Origin of the sequence: Vibrio sp. 1CM7H (genome assembly GCF_023161645.1) — a bacterium.
In the GTDB taxonomy this organism is placed as follows: Bacteria; Pseudomonadota; Gammaproteobacteria; order Enterobacterales; family Vibrionaceae; genus Vibrio; species Vibrio diabolicus.
Window position 1 is genome coordinate 1,767,224 of the sequence record NZ_JALNTV010000001.1, and the last position, 23,675, is coordinate 1,790,898.

Consider the following 23,675-nt stretch of genomic DNA (forward strand, 5'->3'; position numbering starts at 1 on the left):
TTGCTGCGCCAAATAAAACCACAGCGGCATACAAACCGTAAGTTAACCAATGGCTAATCTCTAAAAAAGGAACGAGTCCTTGACCTGCCCACATACAGCCTCCGTTTAATGAGCAATGTTGTAATATTCGAGCCAATTTAAAGGAAATGAACAATGTTTTTTGTGAGTGACGGCAAATTCTGAAGGATTAGAAAGTCAAAAATTGGTCAGTGAGAGAGAAATCTCATTTTTAACTGGCTAGCTCTAACCCTTTTGAGTTAGAGCTAGCTATATCGAGCGCTGAATGGATTTAGCGCAGCAGCCATTTTCTCAACGGTGAAGCCTCAATTGCTTTCACAAGCAGTATGGTTGCGACAATCGTTGCAAGATAAATAAACACATCTTTCGCAAGGTATTGCAACCCGATAAATCCAGCGACATTCATCATAATAATTATCACAAGCAGATGGCTAACATAAATGCCTAACACGCTAGGAGATAGTTTGAATACCCAAGGCATATCGCCAAAATGTGGGTGGACTAACAGCCACATGAAGACACCCAGGGCCCAGATAACAGTACCAAACAGGAAGTCGTGAGAATTAAAAGCGACCTCGTGTTGCATTAGCCAATAAGCTTCACCAAAATGCAGCGCCATACCAAGAAGAATGCATCGAATCGTATTGTTTCGCGACCATCGCCACTGTTCTTCTCGTGCTAGATAACCCAGTGTTACCAGCAAAGTACTGAAAAACGGCCCATTACGAGTAAAGAAAGGCGCTGGCAGATCGGTAATAGTCGAATAACTGCCAGCAAACACGCCGTATATGTATAGCAATACGGCGGTTGGCAGTACCAATTGAGCCATATTGATATGCACGAGGAAGGCAATTAAGGCAACGGCAATGACCAGAGCTGGAATAAACCACAGGTGAACGAGCCCGCCTTCGACGAGTGAATTGAGCGGGGTCGACATTAAGTAGCCCCAGTAGCCCTGCCTTTCGGCGAGATACCCCGCCTCAGCGACAGTTTGCCACTGGAATGGCATCAATAAACTGAGCACGCTCCAAATGAGCCAAACCTTCATCAGTGGTTTGGCGTAGTTTTTTAGTGTTTCGATAGGTGCGCGGCTTAGTTTGGGCTGGATAAGATAACCAGAAATGAGAAAAAACAGTGGCACAGCAAAACGAGCCAATTGGTTGAGCATATAGCCAACCCACGGTATTCCATCCCATTGCCAGTATGTCAGGGCCATCTGGCAGTGCAATCCTATAATTGCAAACATCGCAATAATACGCGCAAACTCTAAGCTGGCTATTTTTTGTTTCTTTGCCATTACATTACTTACCTAAATAAAAAACTTAGGTGAAAGTAGCAGGTTGTGGCTGAATTAATGCGTGAAAAAGTCAACAGACTCGCGCTTACACTGAAGCTGTGTTTAAATTTAAGACTTACTTCAAACTTCTTAATTATTAACCCATTAACCAACTCAATACGTGATTAGCGAGTCGAAAATGACACTAATGCATGGTTAGACCAGTTAACTCTAGATTGCAAAAAAGAACGATCGTGCTAAAAATAAGATTATGCAAAAAGGAAAAGTGACAAAAGAGTTTATTCTGCAACGGGCTTTTGAGATCGCCAGCGAAGACGGATTAGAAAGTCTTACGATTGGTGAGTTAGCCAAGCAATGCGGTATGTCGAAAAGTGGTCTGTTTGCCCACTTCAATTCGAAGTTGAATTTACAACTATCGGTATTGGAGCACGCCAATAAAGTGTTCGCTGCTCGGGTTATTGAGCCTGTTCGTGAAGCAGGGGATGGCAATATCGAACGTAAAATTCGAGGGTTGCTCGACTCTTGGATGACTTGGAACCACGCATTTCAAGGAAGTTGTATGTTTCTAGACGCTTGGAATGACACGGCAGATAAAGATTGCCCACTTCAGGCCGGACTGCGTAAATCCATAGACACTTGGCTGAGCTATTTGGAGATCCAAATAACGAAAGGCAAAGAGAAGCAAGAATTTGCAGCAGACTTAGATACACGCCAAGCAACGTTTGATTTATACGGTCTTTATTTGAGTGCGCATGTTTTTTACTCAATTAAAGGTGAGGAAGAAAGCTTGCGCCTGTTTTGGCAAGGGATCGACAACTTATTTTCTCGCTGGAAAGGCTGATACCAGTTATTCGCTTTCCAGGTTTGTAGACATAAAATCATAAAGAGCGGCTGAGTTCGCTCTTTCTTATCAGCATAAAAAGCACGACCGTTCTATTTTTTGTGCGTGGCTGATAGTTAAGGACATAATCATGAGTGAAAAAATTTACTTTAATACATCGCAACGTTTCAGTATTAAGCGCAGTTTGGTGAACATCAGTACGCGTTTACACCACACACTTGCCCCGTCACATGCAAAGAATACCGCGCGTAAGTTGCTCCTGACACCTGCTCGCACAGCACCTAAAAACACCGAACCTCAAGGACTTGCCAAAGGTGAAATTAAAGGGCATGCAGGCATTATCAAAACCTACACTTTGGGCTCTGGACCTATTTGGGTGTTAACTCATGGTTGGTCTGGCACCGCAAGTCAGTTTTATCCGTTGATGGAACATATTGCGTCGAAAGGGTTCACCGCTTTGGCATACGATCATCCAGCACATGGTGAGAGTGAAGGGCAGTATGGGCACATTCCGGGTTTTGTCAAAGGGTTAGAAGATGTGTTAGATACGGTAGACGATATTGTTGGTCTAGTTGGGCACAGCATGGGCACCGCTTCTGCTCTTGAGTGCAGACATAGCAAATTAGAAAACAAGCCTTTACTGCTTATTGCACCGGTATTGAATTACGTAGAGAACCTATTCGGTAGCATTGCGCGTTCAGGTTATTCGATGAAGCTTTTTAATGCCGTAGTTTCTGAAGTTGAAGATCAATTTGGTTACCCATTACAGTCAATTGCTCCGCTGAAGCGTTTGGCTGAGCGCTCGTCTCCAGCCATCATTGTTCATGATGAGCAGGATAAGTTCACTAAGTACAGTATCTCTGCACAAGCCGCTGAAGAGATTGAAAATGTTGAGTTAGTGACAACGCAAGGTCAAGGTCATGGCCGAGTGATGAAGTGTGCACAAGTCTTCAGTAGTTTTGACCGTTTACTCGATCGTTCTTGGTAATCTTCATTCTTACTAATCGGCTCGATCCGTTTTGGGCTAATTCGATTTGAAAGCAATACCTCGGACTGTTTTTCGTCAGTGGTATCGCTTTTCTCATTATGAGATAAAAACAAAAAAGGACAGCCGAAGCTGTCCTTTGATCGTTAACTTTACAGAAAGTCTGCAAGGTTGGGCTTAGTTACAGTTAGCTACGCCAACTTCTTTCCATACGCCCCATTCGCCAGATTGGCTAGGATCGTCACCCTGAGTCCACCATTTCGCTTCCCAAGTTTTACCTGCATGAGTGACTTGGTTGCCGCCTGTGTACACTGCGCTTGCATCCCATGCGTTGTCACAGGTGCCTGGGTTTGGATCGGTGGTATGCTGTGCAACAACAACCGTTGCGCTTGCCGTTGAAGACGCTTTGCCGTCGCTCACACTTACGGTAAAGCTCAGGCTAGTGTCTTGCGGGTATTCAGCAGCAGTGAAAGTTACTTTAGAACCTTCAACCGTTGCGTTCAAACCTTGAGGAAGCGTCCAGTTGAAAGTAAGAGTATCGTTGTCTGCATCGCTAGAGCCTGACGCATCTACAACCACAACGTCACCAGCGTTTGCTGTTGCTGGAGCAACAACTTGCGCTACTGGCGCATTGTTCGCTGGGTCAACCACACCTGCTGGCTTCACAGTTACTACAACAAGGTCAGATGCCGTTGCACCTTCGTTGTCAGTCACCGTTAGCTTGAAAGTTAATTGCTCCTCAACAGTAACTTCTGCTGCATCAAAGCTTGCTTTCGCTGTGCCTGCGCCTGCTAGTACCACTGCTGTACCAGAGACTTGCTCCCACGCGTAGCTTGCGATAGTGCCGTCAGAGTCTTTCGATAGGCTGCCATCTAGAACCACACTTGCAGGGCCAGTTACAGATTGATCTGCGCCAGCAGCTGCGGTTGGTTTACGGTTTGGTTGAGGAACCACACCGCCAGCCATACCTTCGTGCATTGCGTTGAGAATGTCACCATTATCCGCGTCGATTTCCCAAGAGAATAGACCCGCAAGACCTAGAGACTTCGCGTAGTTACCTTTTGCTAGCACTGAGCGATGGTCATCAAATGTGATCAACTCACCCGTTGTGCGGTTCCACACCCATGGTGCTTCTGCTTGTGCATCATAGCCGTACTCGAAACCGTTAATGCCAGTGTTGTTGGCACCTAGCATAAATGACTTAATGCCTTTGTAGTCGATTACGCCATCTTCCCAAACACCTTGCGCTGTACTGCCCTTCAGTTTACCTGTTGCAGTACCTGTCATTGGGTCATTTGGATCGGTTAGCGTATCTGGAGTTACGCCTTCCCAGCCACGACCGTACATTGCTGTACCAAGTACTAGCTTGTTCGCAGGAACGCCTTGAGCAAGAAGAAGCTGGATGCCGTTATCTGCTGTGTAAGCAGGACCTTTGTACGGTTCGCCGTTCTCATCAACGCCACTACCGTCACACTGACCAGGGCGCATGAATGAACCACAGTAAAGCGCAGTTTGGTGACCAGGAACGTTGTTCCAACCGCCATAGAAGTCGTAAGTCATCGCGAAGATGTAGTCCATGTATTGAACCGCATCTGCATAGTCTACGTCTTCAATCTTGTCGTAACCGACACCGATAGCTGACGTTAGCTCGTAAGTACGGCCTGTCTCAGCTTCTAATTCATCAAGCATTACGCGCAATTCACGCATCAGTGCGATGTAAGCAGGGCCATCGTTTACAGGGTCGCCCTTATCCGCGGCTGCACCGCCACCACCAGGGAATTCCCAGTCGATATCAACACCGTCGTAGAATTTCCAAGTTTTCAGGAACTTCTTAACCGATGCGACGAATGTGTCTCGGTTTTTCTTGTCTACGAAATCGAAGAATGGGTCAGACAGTGTCCAGCCACCGATAGATGGGATGATTTTTAGATCAGGGTTACGTTGTTTCAATGCCATTAGCATTGCGTAGTTACCCTTGATAGGTGTGCTGTATTCATGACCAGCTTGTGGGAAGCTCTTCTGATAAGCAGCCCAAGGGTCGTGGATCACGACTTCGTAGTCAGGCACGCCTGTACAAGCGGTTTGTAGTGCATTGAAACTGTTGCCGCCAACAGACTTCACAGACTCATTTGGGCCACAAATTGGGATAAAACCGTAAAGGATGTGAGTCAAGTTGTCGACTGGCATGTTATCGACCGTGTAGTCACGACCATAGATGCCCCACTCAACAAAATACGTACCCATCACGACGCTTGGATCGGTATTATACGTTTTGTTGTTTGGATCAACATTCATCGTCAGTGGCTTCAAGTGAGAACCATCGGTATCTGCAATCGTGATTTCAGCTGGTGCGCTTTTCGCACAACCTGTCGCATCACACGCCTCGATTTCCATTTGGTATAGGCCGCCCTGACCATATTCAAATGTCGCTGTTGTTTGGCTACCAGTGATTGGGCCGGTTGCTACTTTTGCACCATCAAAATAGACGTTGTAAGTATCACCTGGCGTGCCACTCCACTGGTTAAATTTAACAGTGATCTTCGCTTGCTCATGGTATTTCACCATGTCGTAGTAGCCTGACGTGGTTTCCATCGCGAGTTCAATTTTAGAAAACTGAAGGTTGTTGGAACCGTACATATCGATACTTGGTGCGGTTGGAGCCGCAACTGCAGCACCTGATAGTGCTAAAGCAACGCCAGCTGCACATAGGTTAAATCGAATCATAACTTCTCTCTCAATCCTTGGATTCATGTTCTACCTAGAACATAGGCTGCTCTTGCACCAGATAAGATGATTGGATTTACTCCATGTGCAAAAGCATCACACTCAGCATTTCAGAGAGTTTTTTTTCGTCAAAAAAAATTAAGACGGTTTTCGAGGCACTTGAGAGAACTTAACTAAAACTCGCACTCTGTTACACAGAAAGTGTCAGACTGAGTCAATAATTTATAAAATCTCAGCAGAAACTAAAATTATTGTTTACTCAGTATCGGGTGGGATAAATGCGATGAATACCTTATTTCATTGTTTATTAAGGTTTTGTTTCATCGAAGTAGAAAGATAATTGAAAGGAGAAATAGCCGTGAAGACGTGCTAGTCACGGCTGAAATGTTCACTTAATGCAGCGCGACGTTTTGAAGCCGCTCCGGTTTCTGAGCCTTGAACGGTATGCTCAAATCCCTTACGGATGAATCGTTGGTCTGGAATAAGAGGCTCAATGCGGCGAATCTGAGGTGAAAGGTGAGAGCCCGAGATCTGGTACGCGGTTTTTCCTAATCCAGTGTTCAACGTGATGACCTTTCCATCGAATTCAAATTCTGTCGTGATGAGTCGATGGTTTCGATATACCCCATCCTCGGTGAAAGTCAGACGTTCTGTTTGGTAGGGTGGAGCGCCGATCTCAATCCACTCGCCGTAGACTTTTTCCGGGTCAATATGGTCTTGATAGGATAGGTGGATTTGATAGCTGAAAAACGTCAAAAGACCCACCCCAAAAACGGCAAATGTGCTTTTGAGGACTTTGGATTGGTGGCGAGCCCAAAATGAAAGTTTTGGTTCCTGTCTTGTTTTCCGCCTTCGGCGAGCTGAGTCCGTCATTGGTCTACTTTTCTTCCCTTTTTTAATATGGTGGAAACCTTCCTTCTCAAAAACAAACAATCCCGCGATTAAGACTAAGAAATTATGATCTAATGTCCACTTTTACATTCGGATACACTCTTATTGATGGTTTTATTGTTTGCTGGCGTTAACTAATTCACCGACTTTATCTCACTAATTACGTCGTCTGGTTAAGCCTAGAAAAAGGTGGCCTCGCTCAGTAGCAAAGGATGTGCTTTATAACGTTGAGCTTAATGGCTTTCAGAGCTTGAGTAACAGGAAGAAACAAGGTAAAAAAGAGCGGACTTTTGATAAGGAAACCAATAATGAGTATTAAGGAAAATAGCTATTTTGCAGGTAGTGTAAAATCACTAGGCTTTAACCAGAATGATCAGGACGTTAGCGTTGGTGTAATGCTTCCTGGTGAATACACGTTCGGCACTCAAGCGCCTGAGCGTATGACGGTTGTAAAAGGTGCACTTGTGGTCAAGCGTGTCGGCGAGAGTGATTGGACGACTTACCAAAGTGGTGAGTTTTTTGAAGTGGAAGGGAACTCCTCATTTGAGCTTCAAGTGAAAGACGCGACTGCGTATTTATGTGAGTACTTCTAAAGCGTCCTTTTTGCCTGTAACAAAGCCACCTTCGGGTGGTTTTTTCGTCTATGTCCTTCACTTATAACGCATCTTTTGGTTATTTGGGTATATACTTAATAAAAATGTACCCATCGACCAGGGAGGAAGTGATGGCAGTACAACGCAAGCATTCTGATCTCCCTCCTCGTTACGAGGACAAAGATCTCACCAATGAGCAAAGACATCGTTTTACCGAGGTCGCCAATGCAGCCCATAAGAGACGTGAATTCTATCGACGTGCTCTAGGAAAAGGCTTAATGGGCAAAGTGAAGGACCGTGCGTTTAAAGGCCAATTCGGTCGCCAGCAAGATAAGCCGAGCAGAGTGCTGCAAGCTGTGTGGCTAATCGTATTTCTGGTGCTGGGGCTATGGGTGATGCATGTATTCGCTTAACCGTTAGCAAGCTTCTGACACAGCCGGCGTTTCAGAGGCTGACTTCTCTTCGGTATTGCAGTGTTCGTAATACGCGTATTGGTTTTTCCCTGTGTGTTTAGCCGCATACATTGCTTTATCTGCGCACCGAGTCAATTCAGATAAATCCTTCGCATCTTGTTTGTAGATAGCAGCGCCCACACTCATTGTTAACTCGTTAATCATATCGTAGCTTCGGTAGCCTTTTGGGAATAGATTCACAATACGCTTCAAAATGCTGTCGAGGTCATCTTTACTGTTTATGTCGTACAGCATGAGCACAAACTCGTCGCCCGCAAATCGAGCGATGGAGTAGTCGTGTTTGTCGGTTTTTCTGTCTTTATGGCGAACATTGTTTTTTAATCGAGTTGCAAAGGCTTGAAGCACTTGGTCACCAATATCGTGTCCGTAGGTATCGTTAATGTGTTTGAAGTTATCAATATCTAGGAAGACCAGAGCAGTGATACGGTCATCAGATGAATGGTTGATCTCATCGAGCTTTGCACGTGCCCAAGTTTCAAAGCTCCAGCGGTTGGCAAGCCCTGTGAGTTGGTCAAAATACGCCAACTCTTCAATCCCTTCACGATAAAGTGTTTGAATGTAGTTGAGGACTTTTGTGTAGTAGTACGAGAATGTGTGACACACAAATGCAGTTGCTATCAGGGTCAGCATAAATCGTCGTTCTATGATGTCACTGGCTGTTGGTAGCCGATCTAAAAAAACGACGCCAAAAAAGATCAGTAAGATATAGGTGCCACTAAACAGCAGACCGACTTTAAACTCATTGATCAGCACCAGAGTAGCGACAATGGGGTATAGCCATAGCAGTTTGCCTGAGGGGGCATCGTTATACAGAAGTAGCAATAACCCTTCGAACATCAATACTGCACTCAGCCATAGGTCGGCATATTGATGATGTCGTTGAACCTTTATCACATAACTGATACCTAAACAGGCTAAGGCACACAGAGCATGGAAAAAGCTTAATCCCCAATTATCCTCAAACAATTGAGCAATGGAGCCATAAGTTAAACATGCCGCGGCGATACTGGAGCATAAAAAGACAATTTTCTTTTTTCTTGTTGAGCGGATATCCGCCATTTCCTCTAAGCGTGCTCCAGCTAATGTCGACATTACGTATCCTTGCTTAATTAACGTGTACGCTTATTCTAGGCGGTATTTTAGCGATGAATAGAACAACAAAGTTTCCAAATGTGATGTCAGTCATTTTTAGTATGGGCCTAGAAGTGTGGTTTGGTGAGAGTGCTCAAAGCGCAACAAAGGCTTATAAAGTTTTCCATGGCGGATCTTTATGGCTTCAGATGGTTCGATTAATAATTCAAAGTAATGCATTTCCACCGCCGTATTTGCAGGATCTATCCTGACTCAACTCTGTTGGGAGTAGCATGAACTGCGCCTTCTACCTATTGAGCTCATTGTTCGTCAATCGACGATCTCTAAATTCCGGCAATGAGTTTTTCGTTGTGAAAAAGCATTAGAAATATTTTTCCGAAACAGATCGAAATATTGTTGTCGTTGTGACCAATATGCGACTAGAATCCGCGCTAAATCACGACCTCATATCGAGCTTCATTCGAGTTACTCTTTTTCCAAACTGCTTCACACATTTTGTGAGGCAGTTTTTAGTTGTAGGAAAGGTTAAAAACATGCCTAAAAGCCAAAACATCAACCAACGAATGTCCATCGTGGCATTGGCTTGGCCGATTCTTGTCGAAATTTTGCTACGGACGGCTTTAGGAACCAGTGACGTGTTCATGCTGAGTGGCTACTCAGACAAAGCGGTATCCGCTGTTGGTGTGATCACGCAGATTACCTTTTTCTTAATCATCGTTTCGACGTTTGTCAGCAGCGGAACGGGGATTTTGATTGCCCAATACAACGGCGCTGGGCGCGCGCAAGAGTCTGTGAACGTCGGCGTTGCAAGTATTGCGCTGTCCGTGATTGTCGGTGCGTTCTTGAGTGTGATTGCCGTGCTTGGCGCGATATTCCTGCTCCCGTATTACGGTTTGGAGGCACAAGTCGAGCAATACGCACGTGAATATCTGCTGATCAGCGGTGCGATGACGTTTAACGTTACGATTGGCGTTGTTTTTACGACCATTCTGCGTAGCCATGGCTATTCACGCTCTCCAATGGTGGTGAACTTGATCTCGGGTGTGTTCAACATCATTGGTAACTATATTGCGCTTTACCAGCCATTCGGTTTACCTGTGTATGGTGTGCAAGGTGTAGCAATAGCAACCGTCGTCAGCCAAGTCATCGGTACGTTAATGTTATGGTTTATTCTAGCTCGCAGCAGCATTGAACTACCAATGTCGACCATGAAACAAGTGCCCGCAGAAATTTACAAAAAGATCTTAAAAATCGGCGGTATGAACGCGGGTGAAGTGCTGTCTTACAACGTGGCGCAAATCTGCATTGTGTACTTTGTGGTGCAAATGGGGACGGCATCGTTGGCAGCTTTCACTTATGCGCAAAACATTGCCCGTTTCTCGTTTGCTTTCGCGTTGGCAATTGGTCAGGCAGCGCAAATTCAGACTGGTTACTACATCGGTAAAGGTTGGGTGAGCAGCATTTTAAAACGTGTACAAATCTACTTCTTAGTGGGATTTGTGGCATCAACGGCGGCAACCACGCTGATTTACCTGTTTAGAGAAGAGATTCTGCGCGTATTTACCGATCAACCAGAAATACTCGCATTGGCAGGCTCGTTAGTCATGGGCTCAATTTTGCTCGAGGCCGGACGTGTGTTTAACCTGATTTTTATCGCGGGGCTGAAAGGCGCGGGTGACATCAAGTTCCCAGTGCAAATGGGGATTTTGAGTATGTGGGGACTAGGCGTGTTTTTCTCCTACATCTTTGGCATCCACATGGGTTATGGCGTTTTAGGGGCTTGGATGGCAATCGCTCTCGATGAATGGGTGCGTGGTATCATCATGGCAAGGCGTTGGCGCTCTCAGGTGTGGACCAAGTTTAAGGTGAGCTAACGGTTTGCTGTATCACGCATCACGCTTATTCTGTTGTTAGAAACCAAAAAAGGCACTGATAGTCAGTGCCTTTTTGTTATTTAAAATCTGGAAGAAGTTAGAATTCGCACTCAGCTTTAAACACCATGCGCTCTTTGCTGTATGGATGAGCCAGCTCTAGCATCTCAGCATGCAGGTGTAAGCGATTCGCTTTTTCGCCGTATAAACCATCACCGACCATCGGCATGTTTAACCCCATGTGATGAGCACTGTGTACACGTAGTTGGTGAGTTCGCCCGGTTTTCGGATACATGTATACCTTGCTGCGTCCATCTTTGACGTCAATCAGTTGCCAGTAGGTATCTGCATGTTTACCGTGCTCAAAACACACCAGCTGACGTGGGCGGTCGTCTGGGTCGCCACGCATTGGCAGTGAAATTTCCCCTTCAGGCTCGTTTAATACGCCTTCGAGCTGTGCCATATAACGTTTTTGTACGCCGCGAGCCATAAACTGTTTTTGCAGACTTTTGTTCGCGCGCTTAGTTAAGGCAAACACCAAAATGCCAGAGGTCGCCATGTCGAGGCGATGAATCACAAACGGCCCTTCCACATCAGGGAACATCGCTTGTAGGCGAGTATAAGCAGAGTCTTTGATGGTTTTACCCGGCACTGAAAGTAAGCCCGAGGGCTTGTTGACGACGACCATAGCGTCGTCTTGGTAGATTATCTCTAGCTCTTTGTCGTCTGCCCAATTCTCCGCCAATGGGTTAGGTTCGACATCCAGTCCTTGCATCATATGGCCCAAAATCGGCTGACATTTGCTATTACACGATGGGTAGAACTTTTTGTGTTGGCGAACTTCAGACTTTGGCGACACACCCCACCAAAATTCTGCCAGCGCCAGCGGTTTGAATCCGTATTTAAACGCGTATTGGAGCAGTTTTGGCGCAGCACATTCCCCTGCACCTGCTGGTGGTACTGGGTTTGTGGTGTCCGCAAAAATGTCCACCAAGTCGCGTGTTTTGCCATGGTTGTTTAGAAAGCGGTATTGTTTATGCAATTTGTGCTGCAAAGCGTTGGAGAGCGTTTTGCGCTGTTCTTTCAGATGAGCAAGTTGCTGCTCTAACTCGTCCAATCGCGCTTCTTTGATTGCAAGCTTTTCATCCCACGCTTGCTTTAAGTATTTGAGAACGTTTTTCTCGGCGACACTTTGCTTACCCAACTCATCCAACAAGATTTTGAGATCATCGGCATTGAGCGTTTGCTCGCCCTGTTGGCGCTGTCGCTTGCGTGCGGCGCGGCCGTCAATCATCACTTGGCGCTGTGTTTGCTCTTCTTGCTGATAAGCGGCTCGGTCGGCTTGGATTTGCGCTTTAAGCTCCGCCAATTCCGGATTCGCGGCACAGGTTTTGTACTCCGCATTGGCGGCGTTGATGGCATCTGTCTCTGCGCGGAAGAAGCCTTCATCGGTCAGCATGTCGTATACAGGAGGGACAAATCCTGGAATCAAGTTTTGGTCAGCAATTTTGCCAGAAAACGCACTTAAAAAGCCGAGATCGCCTTGAGAGCTTTCTACTAGTAATACGCCAAACATTTTGCCTCGCCCCGTTTCTTCATTAACCAAACCAAAATCGTGTTCGAAGTCGGTTTGCGCTAATAAGTGCTGTTGCAATTGCTTTGCAGCCATAACGCAAAGAGGATGCGGCGTGTAGTAGAACGGAAACGTAAACTGCGTTGGTAATTCATAGTCAGAAGTATCAGCAGTAAAACGAGTAAAACAATGTTCAGGCGAGTGCATGGTGGGTATCCGCGCGAGTAAAAAATCGAGCGAGGATTGTACCTGTTTGAGTCAGGATTGCCATGTCGGTGTTGGCACTCGCTCTTGGATTAAGAACAAGAGCGAGTGGGGAAGAGCTTATTGCAGTTTTTGTAATGCCAGCTTCCACTGTGCCGGTTTGTCGTAGTAGGCCGAGTGCGGCAAGGTCAGGTACTCGCCATTTACTTCTGCAATCAGGGTTGGATAACCACCAACGTGTAACTGGCGCATCAACTGTCGGCTAGAGCGAATTTTCTCATCTAGATCGGCTTCGCTTAACGTCATGTTTTGCTCCCACACACCGTTTGCTAAACCTAGCGATTCTGCAATGGCTTTGAGCGTCGGTGCTTCATTCACTTTTAACCCGAGCTGATAATGCGCGGATTGGATGGCCTTTAGCATGTGCCATGGATTCAGCCCCATTTTCTCCGCACTCAAGATCGCTTGTGTGGGTAGATAAGAATCAAGAACAAACGCATCTTCGCTTTTCACGCGTTGCAGATATGCTTCACCAAACGTTGCTCCGGTTTCGGTTGCGATACGAGCGTCACTGTTGATGATGTGCTGACGAAATTCAGGCTCAATTGCGCGCTTCTCAATCATGCCGCCGGGATGAAGCTCCACCTTAAATTGAGAGGTGTCCATCAAGGCTTCGATGAGTGGTGATGCCCCGTAGCACCAACCACACATGGGATCGAAGAAGTAATGCACGGTTACCATGACATTTCACCAGTATGCACTTTCGCACCGATTTCTAGCGCGATTGGCAATTGAGCTTCTGGGTATTTCGCTGACATGGTGTCAATGAGTTGAGCACTGTTATTGCTGTGTTTTTTCGCTTGCTGAAAATCCTGCAAGTATTGTTGCGAGTAGCGAATGGTGTCTGCGTTCAGCTTTGTGCCTGCTTTCATGTGACCAGGAATGACCACTTGAGGTTTAAGCGCAAGCATCTCGCTAAGCTGCTGCTCCCAAGCATTGATAGCGGTTTGGTCAGCGGCATCTGCCATCCATAAATGCACGTTTGAGTACACGGCTACGTTACCTAGAATCGCTTTGTTATCTGGAATCCATAGGTAAGGGCGGTGTGCTGATGTGCCATGGTTACCACGGATTTCAATCTTATGACCTTCTAGCTCTAATGATGCTTTGTCGTATGCGACAGGGATTACTGGTTTTACCGGTGCGTTTGCGCCAAGCTTTGGTCCCCAGTACGCCAACTTTCCAGCCAACTTCTCTTTAATAATTTTTTGAACCGCTGGCGTTGTGATGATCTGCGCATCAGGGAACTGTTGGTGTAAGGCCTCTGCGCCAAAATAGTAATCAGGGTCCGCTTGGCTGATGAAAATGGTTTTAAGCGTTTTGCCTGAGTCCAACACTTTAGCGGCAATACGCATCGCGTCAGCTTTGGTGAAGCCAGTGTCGATAACCATGGCGTCAGTCTCACCGTATACCAAGGTTGAGTTTACGTGGAAGCTGTTACCGTCGGCGTTGTAAACCTCAAGAGTAAGGGGAGAGTGGTTTGCCGCTAGAACAGGGCTTGCCATTAAAATGGATGCAGCAATCAAAGTGAATTTTTTCATAATAAGCTCCTAAAGAATTTGGGGCCAAGCGACCATGGCTTGGGAACGGGAGCTATATTAGGAAATTGATACGCTCGGAAAAATACACAATAATGTGCATCACTATTTCTTATTTCGAGCAAATGTATGGACAGAGTAACGGCAGCAAAAGTATTTGTGGATGTGGTGTATTCTGGCAGTTTTACCGCTACCGCCGAGCGGTTAGACATGTCTCGGCCAATGGTGACTCGTTATGTAGAGGCGATGGAGAACTGGCTGCAAACTCGTTTGTTGCACCGCACCACGCGCAAGGTGTCGCTCACCACCGCAGGGGAACGCAGCTTGCCTCAGATTGAGCGCTGGTTAAAACAGGCCGAGACGTTGACGTCGAACATTGCCGTTGATGGTGAGCTGTCCGGAAAAATCCGTCTCGCGTCTAGCACTTCATTTGGGTTCTCACAGTTGATCCCAGCAGTAAACAGTTTTATGCAAAAGCACCCCAAAGTGCATATCGACATTGATCTGCAAGATTCAGTGAGTGACCTAACCGAGCAACGCATCGATCTAGCGATCCGAATTGCGTCAGATCCCGATCCTTCTTTGATTGGTAAGCCGATTGCGGTGTGTGAATCGGTGTTGGTGGCATCACCGCAATACTTGCAAACTCATCGCGCGATCGCGCATCCGCGAGATTTATCTTCACACGACTGTTTGGGTTACAAAAACTTTGAGCGTCACGTGTGGCATTTGTCTCAGGGCGAGCAGTTCGAATCGGTGGGAATTGAGTGTCGCCTAACCAGCAATGAGGCCACGGCGTTATTGCATGGTGCTTTGCAAGGCATGGGTATTTCGATGCTGCCAACCTATTTGAGCAATATCTATCTGCAATCGGGTCAGCTTGAGTCGGTGTTGCCGGATTGGAAGCCAAATGATCTCAACATTTACGCGCTATATTCATCGCGTAAACACTTGTCTCCGGCGGTGAGAGCCTTCATCGATCACAGTGAAGATTACTTTAAACAGCACCATTGGTAATCGCGAAAGGCCTCGTCATCCCGACTTGAGATTCATACAAGATCCTGTACCTTACATGGATATATTTTTCGCAGCGTCATTTAGAGTTTTAGTTAATGTCACAAGTTCGCATCAAATTTATTGCTTCCGATATGGATGGCACTTTGCTTGACCAATATGGTCGTTTGGATCCAGAGTTTTTCGACCTGTTTTTGCAATTGGAAGAGCAAGGTATTTTGTTCTCCGCTGCGTCTGGTCGTCAGTATTACAGCCTGCGTGACACGTTCGCGCCAATCAAAGATCGAGTGTTGTATGTGGCCGAAAACGGCACCTTGGTGATGTACCAAGATAAAGAGCTCTACAGTTGCACCATGCCTAAAGCGGAAGTGGCGGAGATTGTGAAAGCGGCTCGTGAAATTGACGGAGCGAACATCGTATTGTGTGGCAAGCGCTCGGCGTACATCGAAACGCATGATCAGCAATCACTGGAAGAGTTTCAAAAGTACTACCACCGCTGTGAATATGTGCCGGATTTGCTTGAGGTCGAAGACGAGTTCATCAAGGTAGCAATTTGTCACTTTGACGGTTCGGAAGAGCTCCTGTTCCCGACCATGAACGCGAAGTTTGGCGCAACGCATAAAGTCGTAGTGAGCGCCAAAATTTGGCTGGATGTGATGAATGCCGAGGCCTCTAAAGGCGCGGCCATTCAGCATCTTCAAGAGTCGATGAATTTTACTCCGGCAGAAACCATGACGTTTGGTGATTACCTCAACGATCTTGAAATGCTGCAAGTCAGTGAGCATTCGTACGCGGTTGCCAACGCGCATGAAGAGATTAAGAAAATCGCTCGTTATTCTGCGCCAAGCAACCAAGAGGCAGGGGTACTAAAAGTGATTAAAGAAAAAGTGTTAGCGAAGTAACGTTCATCCATTCAACGGTACTTTCTTCTTAACGTAAAAAGCCCCGCAGTGCATGCGGGGCTTTGTTTTTTTGTGTGGTGGGAGGGGGTAGTAATGTTCCCGTTTTTTAGCGCACGTACTTAGCGGTTGCGCTGACTAAAAAATGCTGCAGCTTTCCGTCCGATTTTGGTACCCACAAGTCGTTGTGGTATTGGTAGATACGGCCATTGACGGTCAAAGACAAGGTGTTATCACCCGTTTGTTCCATGCGAATAAACTGATCCGAAGTGACCAAAAACGGCTCTTGTTCTTCAATGCTCTGTCCCGTTGCCAATACGAAGTAGCCGAATCGGTTGCCAGCATCCGGATCGGTTGAGTAGATTCGATGCCCAACGAGGCTGTAGTCGTCGTTGAGTGCCTGCTCAAGCGTTTTTTGCCCGATGGTTTCGTGCGATGGGATAAATACCCAAGCCAACACACCTGCCGCAATGACTGCTAGTAGAAGCAGTACTTGCATGAACTTTCTCATCATAAATACCGTTTAACGTTGAAATTTCATTTTGTACATGCGCTTATCCGCTATGCTGATAAGAAAGTCAACATTGTTACTGTCTTTTGGGTATTGCGCTAAGCCCATGCTGGTTGATAGTGTCGCGACGTTGTCGGAGTTTAGTATTGGCGCATCAAATACCGCATTGATATGCTCACGAACGCCTTCTTCATCAACATGCTCCCCTTCGAGGATGACGGCGAACTCATCGCCTCCCATGCGATAGACGGTAAAATCATTCAACGCCATAGATTTAAGCCGTCTAGCAATTTCACGCAGTACGGTGTCTCCCACTTGGTGACCGTGTGTATCGTTGACACTTTTAAAACCATTTAAATCTAAAATCCACAGAGAAAAAGGCCTTTTCTCTTGAGTGAGCTCATTCAGGTTGATAAATAGTGCATTGCGATTTCCAAGATGAGTCAGTGGGTCGCTGAGCGCCAGTTTTCTATGGAAATGGGATTCACGATAAAAGAAATAAGTCAGAGACAGGATCGACAAAACGAATGTAGCAAACAGCATATACTGCGCTTGCATTAACCGTTGCGTTTCTCCTTTCTGTGCCTCATAGACTTTGCTGCTTAGGCGAAAGTTCTGATTAACGAAATCGACCAAGCTTAAGTACAGTGTTTGAGTGGATCGATAAAATTGAGCCGCAGCTTGGCTATCGCCAGTTCTTGCTTCAACTAATTGTGCTTCCAGACCCTGAAATTCCTCAAAAAGATCAATGAAATACTGATGCATATTATTTCGAGAGAAAAAAGTGTAGGCTTCATTACTACTAATTAATAAATCGAATCTACTCCAGGCCAATTCATATTGCAGCTCTGCACCTTCGATATTTAATACATTTTCATCGACTCGTCTCGCTTCTCCGACAAGTTCCGAAAGCTCTTTAGAGAGTTGGAATAAAAACCAGGTCGCTTGTTTTTGCTCATTATTAAAGTTTTGTGACAGTGCGCGTGTCTGCTGCAGAAGCAATACATTTGCGAGAAGCAAAGAAGTGGCAAACACCACAAGCAACATTTTACTGGTTGTAGAGTATTGTGGTGCTCTCTGCTTTTGATGGGTGGGTTCTGATAACTTCATTCTTATTATTTTGCTTTCATCTCATTTACTTGCCAGACCATTTGCGCGTGATATTTATTGTAGTTGAGCTCAGGATAGAGACTAAGAGAGTATATTACCCAAAATGGCCCCTTATTCCTGACTTTTATATAGTGTTGATCTTGTTGGTAAGCCAGTATTGGTTGGTATCTAAGAATGTCTTGTCGAGACAGTGTCGAGTGATAGTCATTCAAGCTACTGACATCAACTTGTTCTGGCACTTTGCCATAGACGTGGGTGAGTAGCGTGCTAAGTTTGACCCCAAGAAATTCAGAAGAAGCAGGGATCCAAGGCAGCGTGGTTGTGTAGCTGGTGGTTGGTAAAGATTGAATCTCTTCCAGTTTTAATGTGACACTAGGTTGTTGGCTACTGCTAAATACGATCGTACTTGCAGATAAGAATGGCGCAACAAAAAACAGACCTAGCGCGACTATCTTTTTCATCATATGCCCTTTGAGTTTTATTCTTTTTGCTGAGCTAGGACAAAGGTGCTAGCGGTACTTTATTTGTAATTGTAATAATAGAGCCAACCGGATGAGATTTTATAATATGTTATGTTTGAAAAGTAACTGTCGGTTTACTGTACGTCAAGGTTATTAAGTGACTTCTTAATTAAAAGGTCAGAAATATGCGTTATTATTTCGCTCTATAACGAATTCGCGTCAGTTCGCAGATTTTTAATGGAAATTAATCCTATTTTCAACCGATGAATTGTATTGTGAATGAGAATTAGAAGGGTTAATGATTGAGGTATAAGCAAACCCGATTTCATCCTTACATTGCTCTCTATCTTTATTCCAATGTTATTTAAGATTGGTATGTTAATACGCACCAAAAATAAAGCTACCTAGGTAGCTTTATTTTTTAATTCATCAAGTTACTTCTATGAATTAGGCAAACAAATACTTCGCATGGAAGTTGAGATGATCGTCAATAAAGCTTGAGATGAAATAATAGCTATGGTCATAACCAGATTGCATTCTTAAGTTCAGGTTTGAATCATGAACTTTTGCTGCAGCAACCAGCGCTTCTGGCCTAAGTTGCTCGTTAAGGAAGCCATCAGCATCACCTTGATCAACCAAAATAGGAAGTGGTGATGGTTTTTGCTTGAGAAGCTCACTTGCATCGTATTGCTTCCAGCTCTCAATATCTTTGCCTAAGTAAGCAGTAAAGGCTTTTTGTCCCCAAGGGCATTGGACTGGGTTACAGATAGGGCTAAACGCCGATATTGAGCGATATTGTTCTGCGTTTTTCAGACCAATGGTTAATGCTCCGTGACCTCCCATGCTGTGCCCAGAAATGGATTTTACTTCTGAGACAGGGAAATTGCTTTCAATGATCTCTGGTAACTCTTTCGTCACGTAATCGTACATGAAGTAATGCAGTGACCAAGGTGCTTGAGTCGCATTAAGGTAAAAGCCAGCTCCTTTACCCAGGTCATAGTTTTCATCGTCAGCGATACCTTCGCCTCTTGGACTCGTGTCCGGAGCAATGATCGCAATGCCAAGCTCGGCCGCCATACGAAATGCGCCCGCTTTCTGCATAAAGTTTTCATCGGTGCAGGTTAAGCCCGACAACCAGTACAAAGCGGGTACGGGGTTCGATTTAGTGGCATTCGGTGGTAAGAAAATCGCAAAGCGCATCGTGCAGTTTAGGGCTTTGGATTCGTGTGTATATTGTTTGTGCCAACCGCCAAACACTTTGGTTTGGCTTACATTTTCAATGGTCATGAATAAACTCTCTAACAACAGAATGAATTCAGGCTCCCCAAAAGGAGAGCCTGAGGCAGCATTATTGATCCATATGAATAACAGTACGGATGCTCTTACCTTCGTGCATCAGATCAAACGCTTTGTTTACGTCAGCCAATCCCATTGTATGAGTAATGAACTCTTGCAAGCCAAACTCACCAGCCATGTAACGGTTTACGATTTCTGGAAGCTCAGAGCGGCCTTTAACACCACCGAAAGCCGAGCCACGCCATACACGACCAGTTACTAGCTGGAATGGACGAGTTGAGATCTCCTGACCTGCACCCGCAACACCGATGATCACCGATTCCCCCCAACCTTTGTGACAACACTCAAGTGCCTGACGCATCACGTTTACGTTACCGATACATTCGAATGAGTAGTCAACACCACCGTCAGTCATTTCAACAATCACTTCTTGTATAGGCTTGTCGAATTTCTGTGGGTTAATCACATCGGTTGCGCCTAGCTGTTTTGCAAGATCGAATTTGCTTTCGTTGATATCGATACCGATGATGCGGCTCGCACCCACCATGCGTGCACCGATGATCGCTGAAAGACCGATACCACCCAGACCGAATATCGCAACCGTGTCGCCTTTTTCAACTTTTGCCGTATTCATAACTGCGCCCATACCGGTTGTTACGCCACAACCTAACAGACACACCTCTTCAAGTGGTGCATCTTTGTTTACTTTCGCTAGCGAGATTTCAGGGAGTACCGTGTACTCAGAGAAAGTAGAACAACCCATGTAGTGGAAGATGGTTTCACCGTTGATAGAAAAGCGGCTTGTACCATCGGGCATCAGACCTTTACCTTGTGTTTCACGCACTGCCTGACAAAGGTTGGTTTTGCCCGATTTACAGAACTTACACTCGCCACATTCTGCGGTGTAAAGAGGAATCACGTGGTCGCCAACCTCAACGCTGGTAACGCCTTCGCCAACCATTTCAACAATACCGCCACCTTCGTGACCAAGAATCGAAGGGAAGATGCCTTCTGGATCGTCGCCTGACAGAGTGAACGCATCAGTATGACAAACACCTGTTGCGACGATGCGCACTAGCACTTCACCCGCTTTAGGAAGCTGTACATCCACTTCTTCCATTTTCAGTGGTTCGCCAGCGGCCCATGCAACCATTGCCTTGGATTTGATGTGAGTTTGACCAGGTTTGATTTCAACAGTCATTGGATTTTCCTTTATATTCTCAGTATATGGAGTGACGTAATAAGCGTAGTTAAGGTTTGCTTACTGCGCTGCGTCGTTTTGTTGGTATCTATTCTAGGTGTTTCAATAAAAATGATAATCCGTCCATTTTGAAAATGATTTTTACATATACGTAATAATGGTAAGGTAAGCAGATTATAAGAGTGTGATGCCTCCTCAACGCGGAAGGGAAAGCGGAAAAGGCAGTTGACCTGAAGTTAGGTAGAGGGGCTAGAGTAGAACGCAATCAACCCATCAGCGAAGTAAGAGTGATTATGAACAAGACGGATCTGAATGCCTATTTAACCAAGCTCGGTTTGCCAAGAGAGCTACCTGCCGATTTAGAAACATTACATAAAGTACACGTGGCGCAGCACCGCAGCCTGCCGTTTGAGAACTTTGATATTGCGTTGCAGCGCGGCATCTCTGTTGAGATTGAAGACATCATTCAAAAAACGGTGTATCACTCTCGCGGTGGTTACTGCTTTGAATTGAATGGCTTAATGCTTGAGGTACTCAATACTCTCGGATTTGAAGCACGCAGTTTACTAGGACGTGTGCATGTGTCGGGCACACCAACGGGCCGTAGTCATCAAATCACGTTGGTAACGCTGGATGAACAAGCATGGATTGTCGATGTGGGCTTTGGCTCCAATACGCCGCGCGCGCCATTGCCGTTTATCCTCAACCAAGTGATTCAGACGGACTTACAAACCTTCCGCTTTGTCGAAGATGCTCAGTTTGGTTACTTCCTTCAAGTGTTGTCAACGGATGGAACGGACACATGGAACAACCTTTATAGCTTCGATTTAGAGTTTGTGTTTGCGGGTGATATCGCGTGTGGCAACTTTTTTACCTCCACTTTTCCTCACTCGCGTTTTACCAGCGCAAGAGTCGCGGCGAAAGCAACAGAAAGTGGGTTGGTGACATTGCTTAACTACACACTCAAATACACCAGCCAAGGTGAGCAGATAGAATTGGAGTTAGAGCCGGGCCAAGCCTATCTGGATGCATTGAAAGAATACTTCGGCATTGAGCTTGATGCGCAGTACGGCGATCTTCGTCCGTTGCCTGATGCGTAAAATTCTCCCGTTTTCAAAGCGTAGCGCGACGAGAACATTTTCATCACTATTTGTCTAAAAGAGGTCGACAGGAATACAGCATGGCGAATTGGGAAGGGGTCAGCGAATTTGTTGCTGTGGCGGAAACCAACAGTTTTACCGGAGCAGCAGCTAAGCTGAAAACATCGGTGGCACAAATCAGTCGTCGGGTATCAGCACTTGAAGAACGACTTGCGGTGAAATTGCTGCATCGCACGACGCGAAAAGTCTCCCTGTCTGAAGCCGGACAACTCTATTACCAGCAGTGTAAACATTTGGTGGAAGGGTTAGAACTGGCCGAGCTTGCCGTCACGCAAATGCAGACCGAACCGCGCGGTTTGCTGCGCGTGACGGCTCCTGTGACGTATGGGGAAATGAACCTCGCGCCACTTTTGCATCAGTTTTTGGAAAAGTACCCGCGTGTGGATCTTGATTTAGTGCTGACCAACCAAAAGCTGGATTTGATTGAGCAAGGTGTGGACGTGGCGATTCGTCTTGGCCGCTTGCAAGATTCCAGCATGATTGCTAAACGTCTTTCGTCGCGCCAAAACTATGTGTGTGCCAGTCCGATGTATTTGGAGCGTTTTGGTGAGCCACATACGTTGTCGGAATTGGGACGGCATCAGTGCTTGGTTGGCTCGGTCGACTATTGGCACTTTAAAGAAAATAAACGCGATAAGTCTTTACGCGTGTCGGGACGGATTAAATGCAACAGCGGTTTTGCTTTGGTGGACGCAGCGAAACGCGGTCTGGGTTTAGTGCAGCTGCCGGACTACTACGTGCAAGAGGCGTTAGACAGTGGTGAGTTGGTCGAGGTGCTGACCGATTACCGCGATGATCGCGAAGGCATTTGGGCGCTGTATCCGCAAAGTCGCAATTTGTCGCCAAAAGTGCGGTTATTGATCGACTTTTTGGCGCAAGAGCTTGTTGATTAGCGGTTTAAAGTGCCTCATTACAAGGTATGTTGCTAAAACGCCCGGTGGTGCCGGGCGTTTTTATTGGGATGAGAGCTGGAATCGAAAAGACATGAACCACTATTGATTGGATTCCGCGTCTTCACGTTTAATCACTTTGTGCCCGTCTTCCGACACGCCTTGTTTCCAATAGCTGCTGATGTAGATATTTTCACGATCAACTTCTTTCTCGTTGCGGAAGTATTGGCGCAGCGCACGCATTGAATCGAACTCACACGCACACCATATCGAAGCGTCCCCATCTAGCCATTTTTGTTCGCGTACCGCTTCTGCTAGGGTTTGACCTTCTGTAAGCCAAATTAGCTCCATACCAGCTGGTGCGTGCAGAGGCTGGATGTCTGCCGCAGACATCACACTGATCACGGCATAGCCTTTTGCCTCTTCTGGTAGCGTACGAATTTTCGCTGAAAGAGCAGGAAGTGCTGTCATATCGGCGGCCATAAAGAACCAGTCAGCCTCGGTATTCAAATTAGAGATACTGCCTGGACCTACGATATTAATCGTATCGCCTTTTTGTGCGGCCATCGCCCAACGCGCGGCAAAGCCACACTGTAAATCTTGTGTGGTGTGGCGGACAAAATCGACTTCGATGGTGTGTGTTTCCGGATGGAAACGACGAATAGTATAGGTTCGCATTAATGGTCGGTCATCGTCGCTTAGCGTGCTCAAATCGGTACCGCCCATCTCATTGAACAATAGCTTGATGTAGCTACCTTCGCAGTCGCGTGGAAACTGGCTTAGCGCTTCACCTTGCAAAGTAATACGCTGCATATTTGGGGTAATTGTCTCTGTATCTGTGACAACAATCGTTTTAGGTTGAGGCTTCTTCTTCATCTTTGACTCTACTCGATAATTATTCTCTTTCTCATTTAAGGTTATCAAGATCTCTCATAAGAGGGTAGTGTCTTTATATAAATTTACACTGTGAATT

22 protein-coding genes are annotated in these 23,675 nt (G+C 46.0%); 9 read left to right on the top strand and 13 right to left on the bottom strand.

Features of this window, described 5'->3' with window-relative positions; genetic code table 11:
* Positions 1–289: 289 nt before the first annotated feature.
* Complete coding sequence (locus MSG33_RS07740; RefSeq protein ID WP_109169336.1) at positions 290–1,315, bottom strand: acyltransferase family protein; 1,026 nt, start codon at positions 1,313–1,315, stop codon at positions 290–292.
* 250 nt (positions 1,316–1,565) lie between these two features.
* Here MSG33_RS07740 and MSG33_RS07745 point away from each other — a divergent pair, with 250 nt between their 5' ends.
* Complete coding sequence (locus MSG33_RS07745) at positions 1,566–2,156, top strand: TetR/AcrR family transcriptional regulator (RefSeq protein WP_005392013.1); 591 nt, start codon at positions 1,566–1,568, stop codon at positions 2,154–2,156.
* Between the two features lie 130 nt (positions 2,157–2,286).
* Positions 2,287–3,144: an alpha/beta fold hydrolase gene (locus tag MSG33_RS07750; protein ID WP_248380472.1), complete on the top strand. Its 858-nt coding sequence runs from the start codon at positions 2,287–2,289 to the stop codon at positions 3,142–3,144.
* 174 nt (positions 3,145–3,318) lie between these two features.
* Here MSG33_RS07750 and MSG33_RS07755 read toward each other — a convergent pair whose 3' ends face one another.
* Both MSG33_RS07755 and MSG33_RS07760 read right to left on the bottom strand, forming a co-directional pair.
* Positions 3,319–5,865 (bottom strand): glycosyl hydrolase family 18 protein, encoded by a 2,547-nt coding sequence (locus MSG33_RS07755; RefSeq protein ID WP_248380473.1) that lies wholly within the window; start codon positions 5,863–5,865, stop codon positions 3,319–3,321.
* A gap of 369 nt (positions 5,866–6,234) precedes the next feature.
* Positions 6,235–6,738, bottom strand: coding sequence for a DUF2850 domain-containing protein (locus tag MSG33_RS07760; protein WP_104972159.1), 504 nt, complete (start codon positions 6,736–6,738; stop codon positions 6,235–6,237).
* 326 nt (positions 6,739–7,064) lie between these two features.
* Between MSG33_RS07760 and MSG33_RS07765 the strand changes: the two genes are divergently transcribed.
* Positions 7,065–7,349, top strand: coding sequence for a pyrimidine/purine nucleoside phosphorylase (locus tag MSG33_RS07765; RefSeq protein ID WP_005392006.1), 285 nt, complete (start codon positions 7,065–7,067; stop codon positions 7,347–7,349).
* Between the two features lie 131 nt (positions 7,350–7,480).
* Positions 7,481–7,762, top strand: a complete 282-nt coding sequence (locus MSG33_RS07770; protein ID WP_041853103.1) for a hypothetical protein — start codon at positions 7,481–7,483, stop codon at positions 7,760–7,762.
* Between the two features lie 3 nt (positions 7,763–7,765).
* Here MSG33_RS07770 and MSG33_RS07775 read toward each other — a convergent pair whose 3' ends face one another.
* Positions 7,766–8,914, bottom strand: coding sequence for a GGDEF domain-containing protein (locus MSG33_RS07775; protein WP_248380474.1), 1,149 nt, complete (start codon positions 8,912–8,914; stop codon positions 7,766–7,768).
* A 533-nt stretch (positions 8,915–9,447) separates the two neighbouring features.
* On the opposite strand from MSG33_RS07775, the gene MSG33_RS07780 reads away from it, so the two are divergent.
* Entirely contained in the window at positions 9,448–10,788 is a 1,341-nt protein-coding gene (locus MSG33_RS07780) for an MATE family efflux transporter (RefSeq protein ID WP_248380476.1), read from the top strand.
* A 97-nt stretch (positions 10,789–10,885) separates the two neighbouring features.
* Here the strand turns inward: MSG33_RS07780 and MSG33_RS07785 are convergent, their stop codons facing one another.
* The 3 genes from MSG33_RS07785 to MSG33_RS07795 all read right to left on the bottom strand — a co-directional run bounded on the left by MSG33_RS07785 (position 10,886) and on the right by MSG33_RS07795 (position 14,163).
* The gene (locus tag MSG33_RS07785) at positions 10,886–12,565 is read right to left on the bottom strand and encodes a pseudouridine synthase (RefSeq protein WP_248380478.1); all 1,680 of its coding nucleotides are present in this window, start codon (positions 12,563–12,565) and stop codon (positions 10,886–10,888) included.
* Positions 12,566–12,682: 117 nt separating this feature from the next.
* Positions 12,683–13,303, bottom strand: a complete 621-nt coding sequence (locus MSG33_RS07790) for a DsbA family protein (protein WP_248380480.1) — start codon at positions 13,301–13,303, stop codon at positions 12,683–12,685.
* Entirely contained in the window at positions 13,297–14,163 is an 867-nt protein-coding gene (locus MSG33_RS07795; RefSeq protein WP_006740944.1) for an MBL fold metallo-hydrolase, read from the bottom strand. The genes MSG33_RS07790 and MSG33_RS07795 overlap by 7 nt, the downstream gene beginning before the upstream one ends.
* 126 nt (positions 14,164–14,289) lie before the next feature.
* Between MSG33_RS07795 and MSG33_RS07800 the strand changes: the two genes are divergently transcribed.
* Positions 14,290–15,177: a LysR family transcriptional regulator gene (locus MSG33_RS07800; RefSeq protein WP_248380482.1), complete on the top strand. Its 888-nt coding sequence runs from the start codon at positions 14,290–14,292 to the stop codon at positions 15,175–15,177.
* A gap of 95 nt (positions 15,178–15,272) precedes the next feature.
* Positions 15,273–16,076 (top strand): HAD family hydrolase, encoded by an 804-nt coding sequence (locus MSG33_RS07805; RefSeq protein WP_104972165.1) that lies wholly within the window; start codon positions 15,273–15,275, stop codon positions 16,074–16,076.
* 106 nt (positions 16,077–16,182) lie between these two features.
* Here the strand turns inward: MSG33_RS07805 and MSG33_RS07810 are convergent, their stop codons facing one another.
* The 5 genes from MSG33_RS07810 to MSG33_RS07830 all read right to left on the bottom strand — a co-directional run bounded on the left by MSG33_RS07810 (position 16,183) and on the right by MSG33_RS07830 (position 20,652).
* Positions 16,183–16,587, bottom strand: coding sequence for a hypothetical protein (locus MSG33_RS07810; protein WP_104972166.1), 405 nt, complete (start codon positions 16,585–16,587; stop codon positions 16,183–16,185).
* Positions 16,588–16,596: 9 nt separating this feature from the next.
* Positions 16,597–17,694, bottom strand: coding sequence for a GGDEF domain-containing protein (locus MSG33_RS07815; protein WP_109169350.1), 1,098 nt, complete (start codon positions 17,692–17,694; stop codon positions 16,597–16,599).
* A 5-nt stretch (positions 17,695–17,699) separates the two neighbouring features.
* Positions 17,700–18,155, bottom strand: coding sequence for a hypothetical protein (locus tag MSG33_RS07820; RefSeq protein ID WP_005391987.1), 456 nt, complete (start codon positions 18,153–18,155; stop codon positions 17,700–17,702).
* A gap of 447 nt (positions 18,156–18,602) precedes the next feature.
* Positions 18,603–19,442 carry an S-formylglutathione hydrolase gene (gene fghA / locus MSG33_RS07825; RefSeq protein ID WP_046875601.1) on the bottom strand — a complete coding sequence of 280 codons (840 nt, stop codon included), beginning with the start codon at positions 19,440–19,442 and terminating at the stop codon, positions 18,603–18,605.
* A gap of 61 nt (positions 19,443–19,503) precedes the next feature.
* Complete coding sequence (locus MSG33_RS07830; protein ID WP_005391984.1) at positions 19,504–20,652, bottom strand: S-(hydroxymethyl)glutathione dehydrogenase/class III alcohol dehydrogenase; 1,149 nt, start codon at positions 20,650–20,652, stop codon at positions 19,504–19,506.
* A 293-nt stretch (positions 20,653–20,945) separates the two neighbouring features.
* Here MSG33_RS07830 and MSG33_RS07835 point away from each other — a divergent pair, with 293 nt between their 5' ends.
* Both MSG33_RS07835 and MSG33_RS07840 read left to right on the top strand, forming a co-directional pair.
* Positions 20,946–21,752: an arylamine N-acetyltransferase gene (locus MSG33_RS07835; protein ID WP_248380484.1), complete on the top strand. Its 807-nt coding sequence runs from the start codon at positions 20,946–20,948 to the stop codon at positions 21,750–21,752.
* A gap of 80 nt (positions 21,753–21,832) precedes the next feature.
* A complete protein-coding gene (locus MSG33_RS07840) occupies positions 21,833–22,705 on the top strand; it encodes a LysR family transcriptional regulator (RefSeq protein WP_005391982.1) in 873 nt (290 codons plus the stop codon).
* Positions 22,706–22,804: 99 nt separating this feature from the next.
* Here the strand turns inward: MSG33_RS07840 and MSG33_RS07845 are convergent, their stop codons facing one another.
* On the bottom strand, positions 22,805–23,578 hold the full coding sequence (locus MSG33_RS07845) for a siderophore-interacting protein (protein ID WP_248380486.1): 774 nt from the start codon (positions 23,576–23,578) through the stop codon (positions 22,805–22,807).
* Positions 23,579–23,675: the final 97 nt, after the last annotated feature.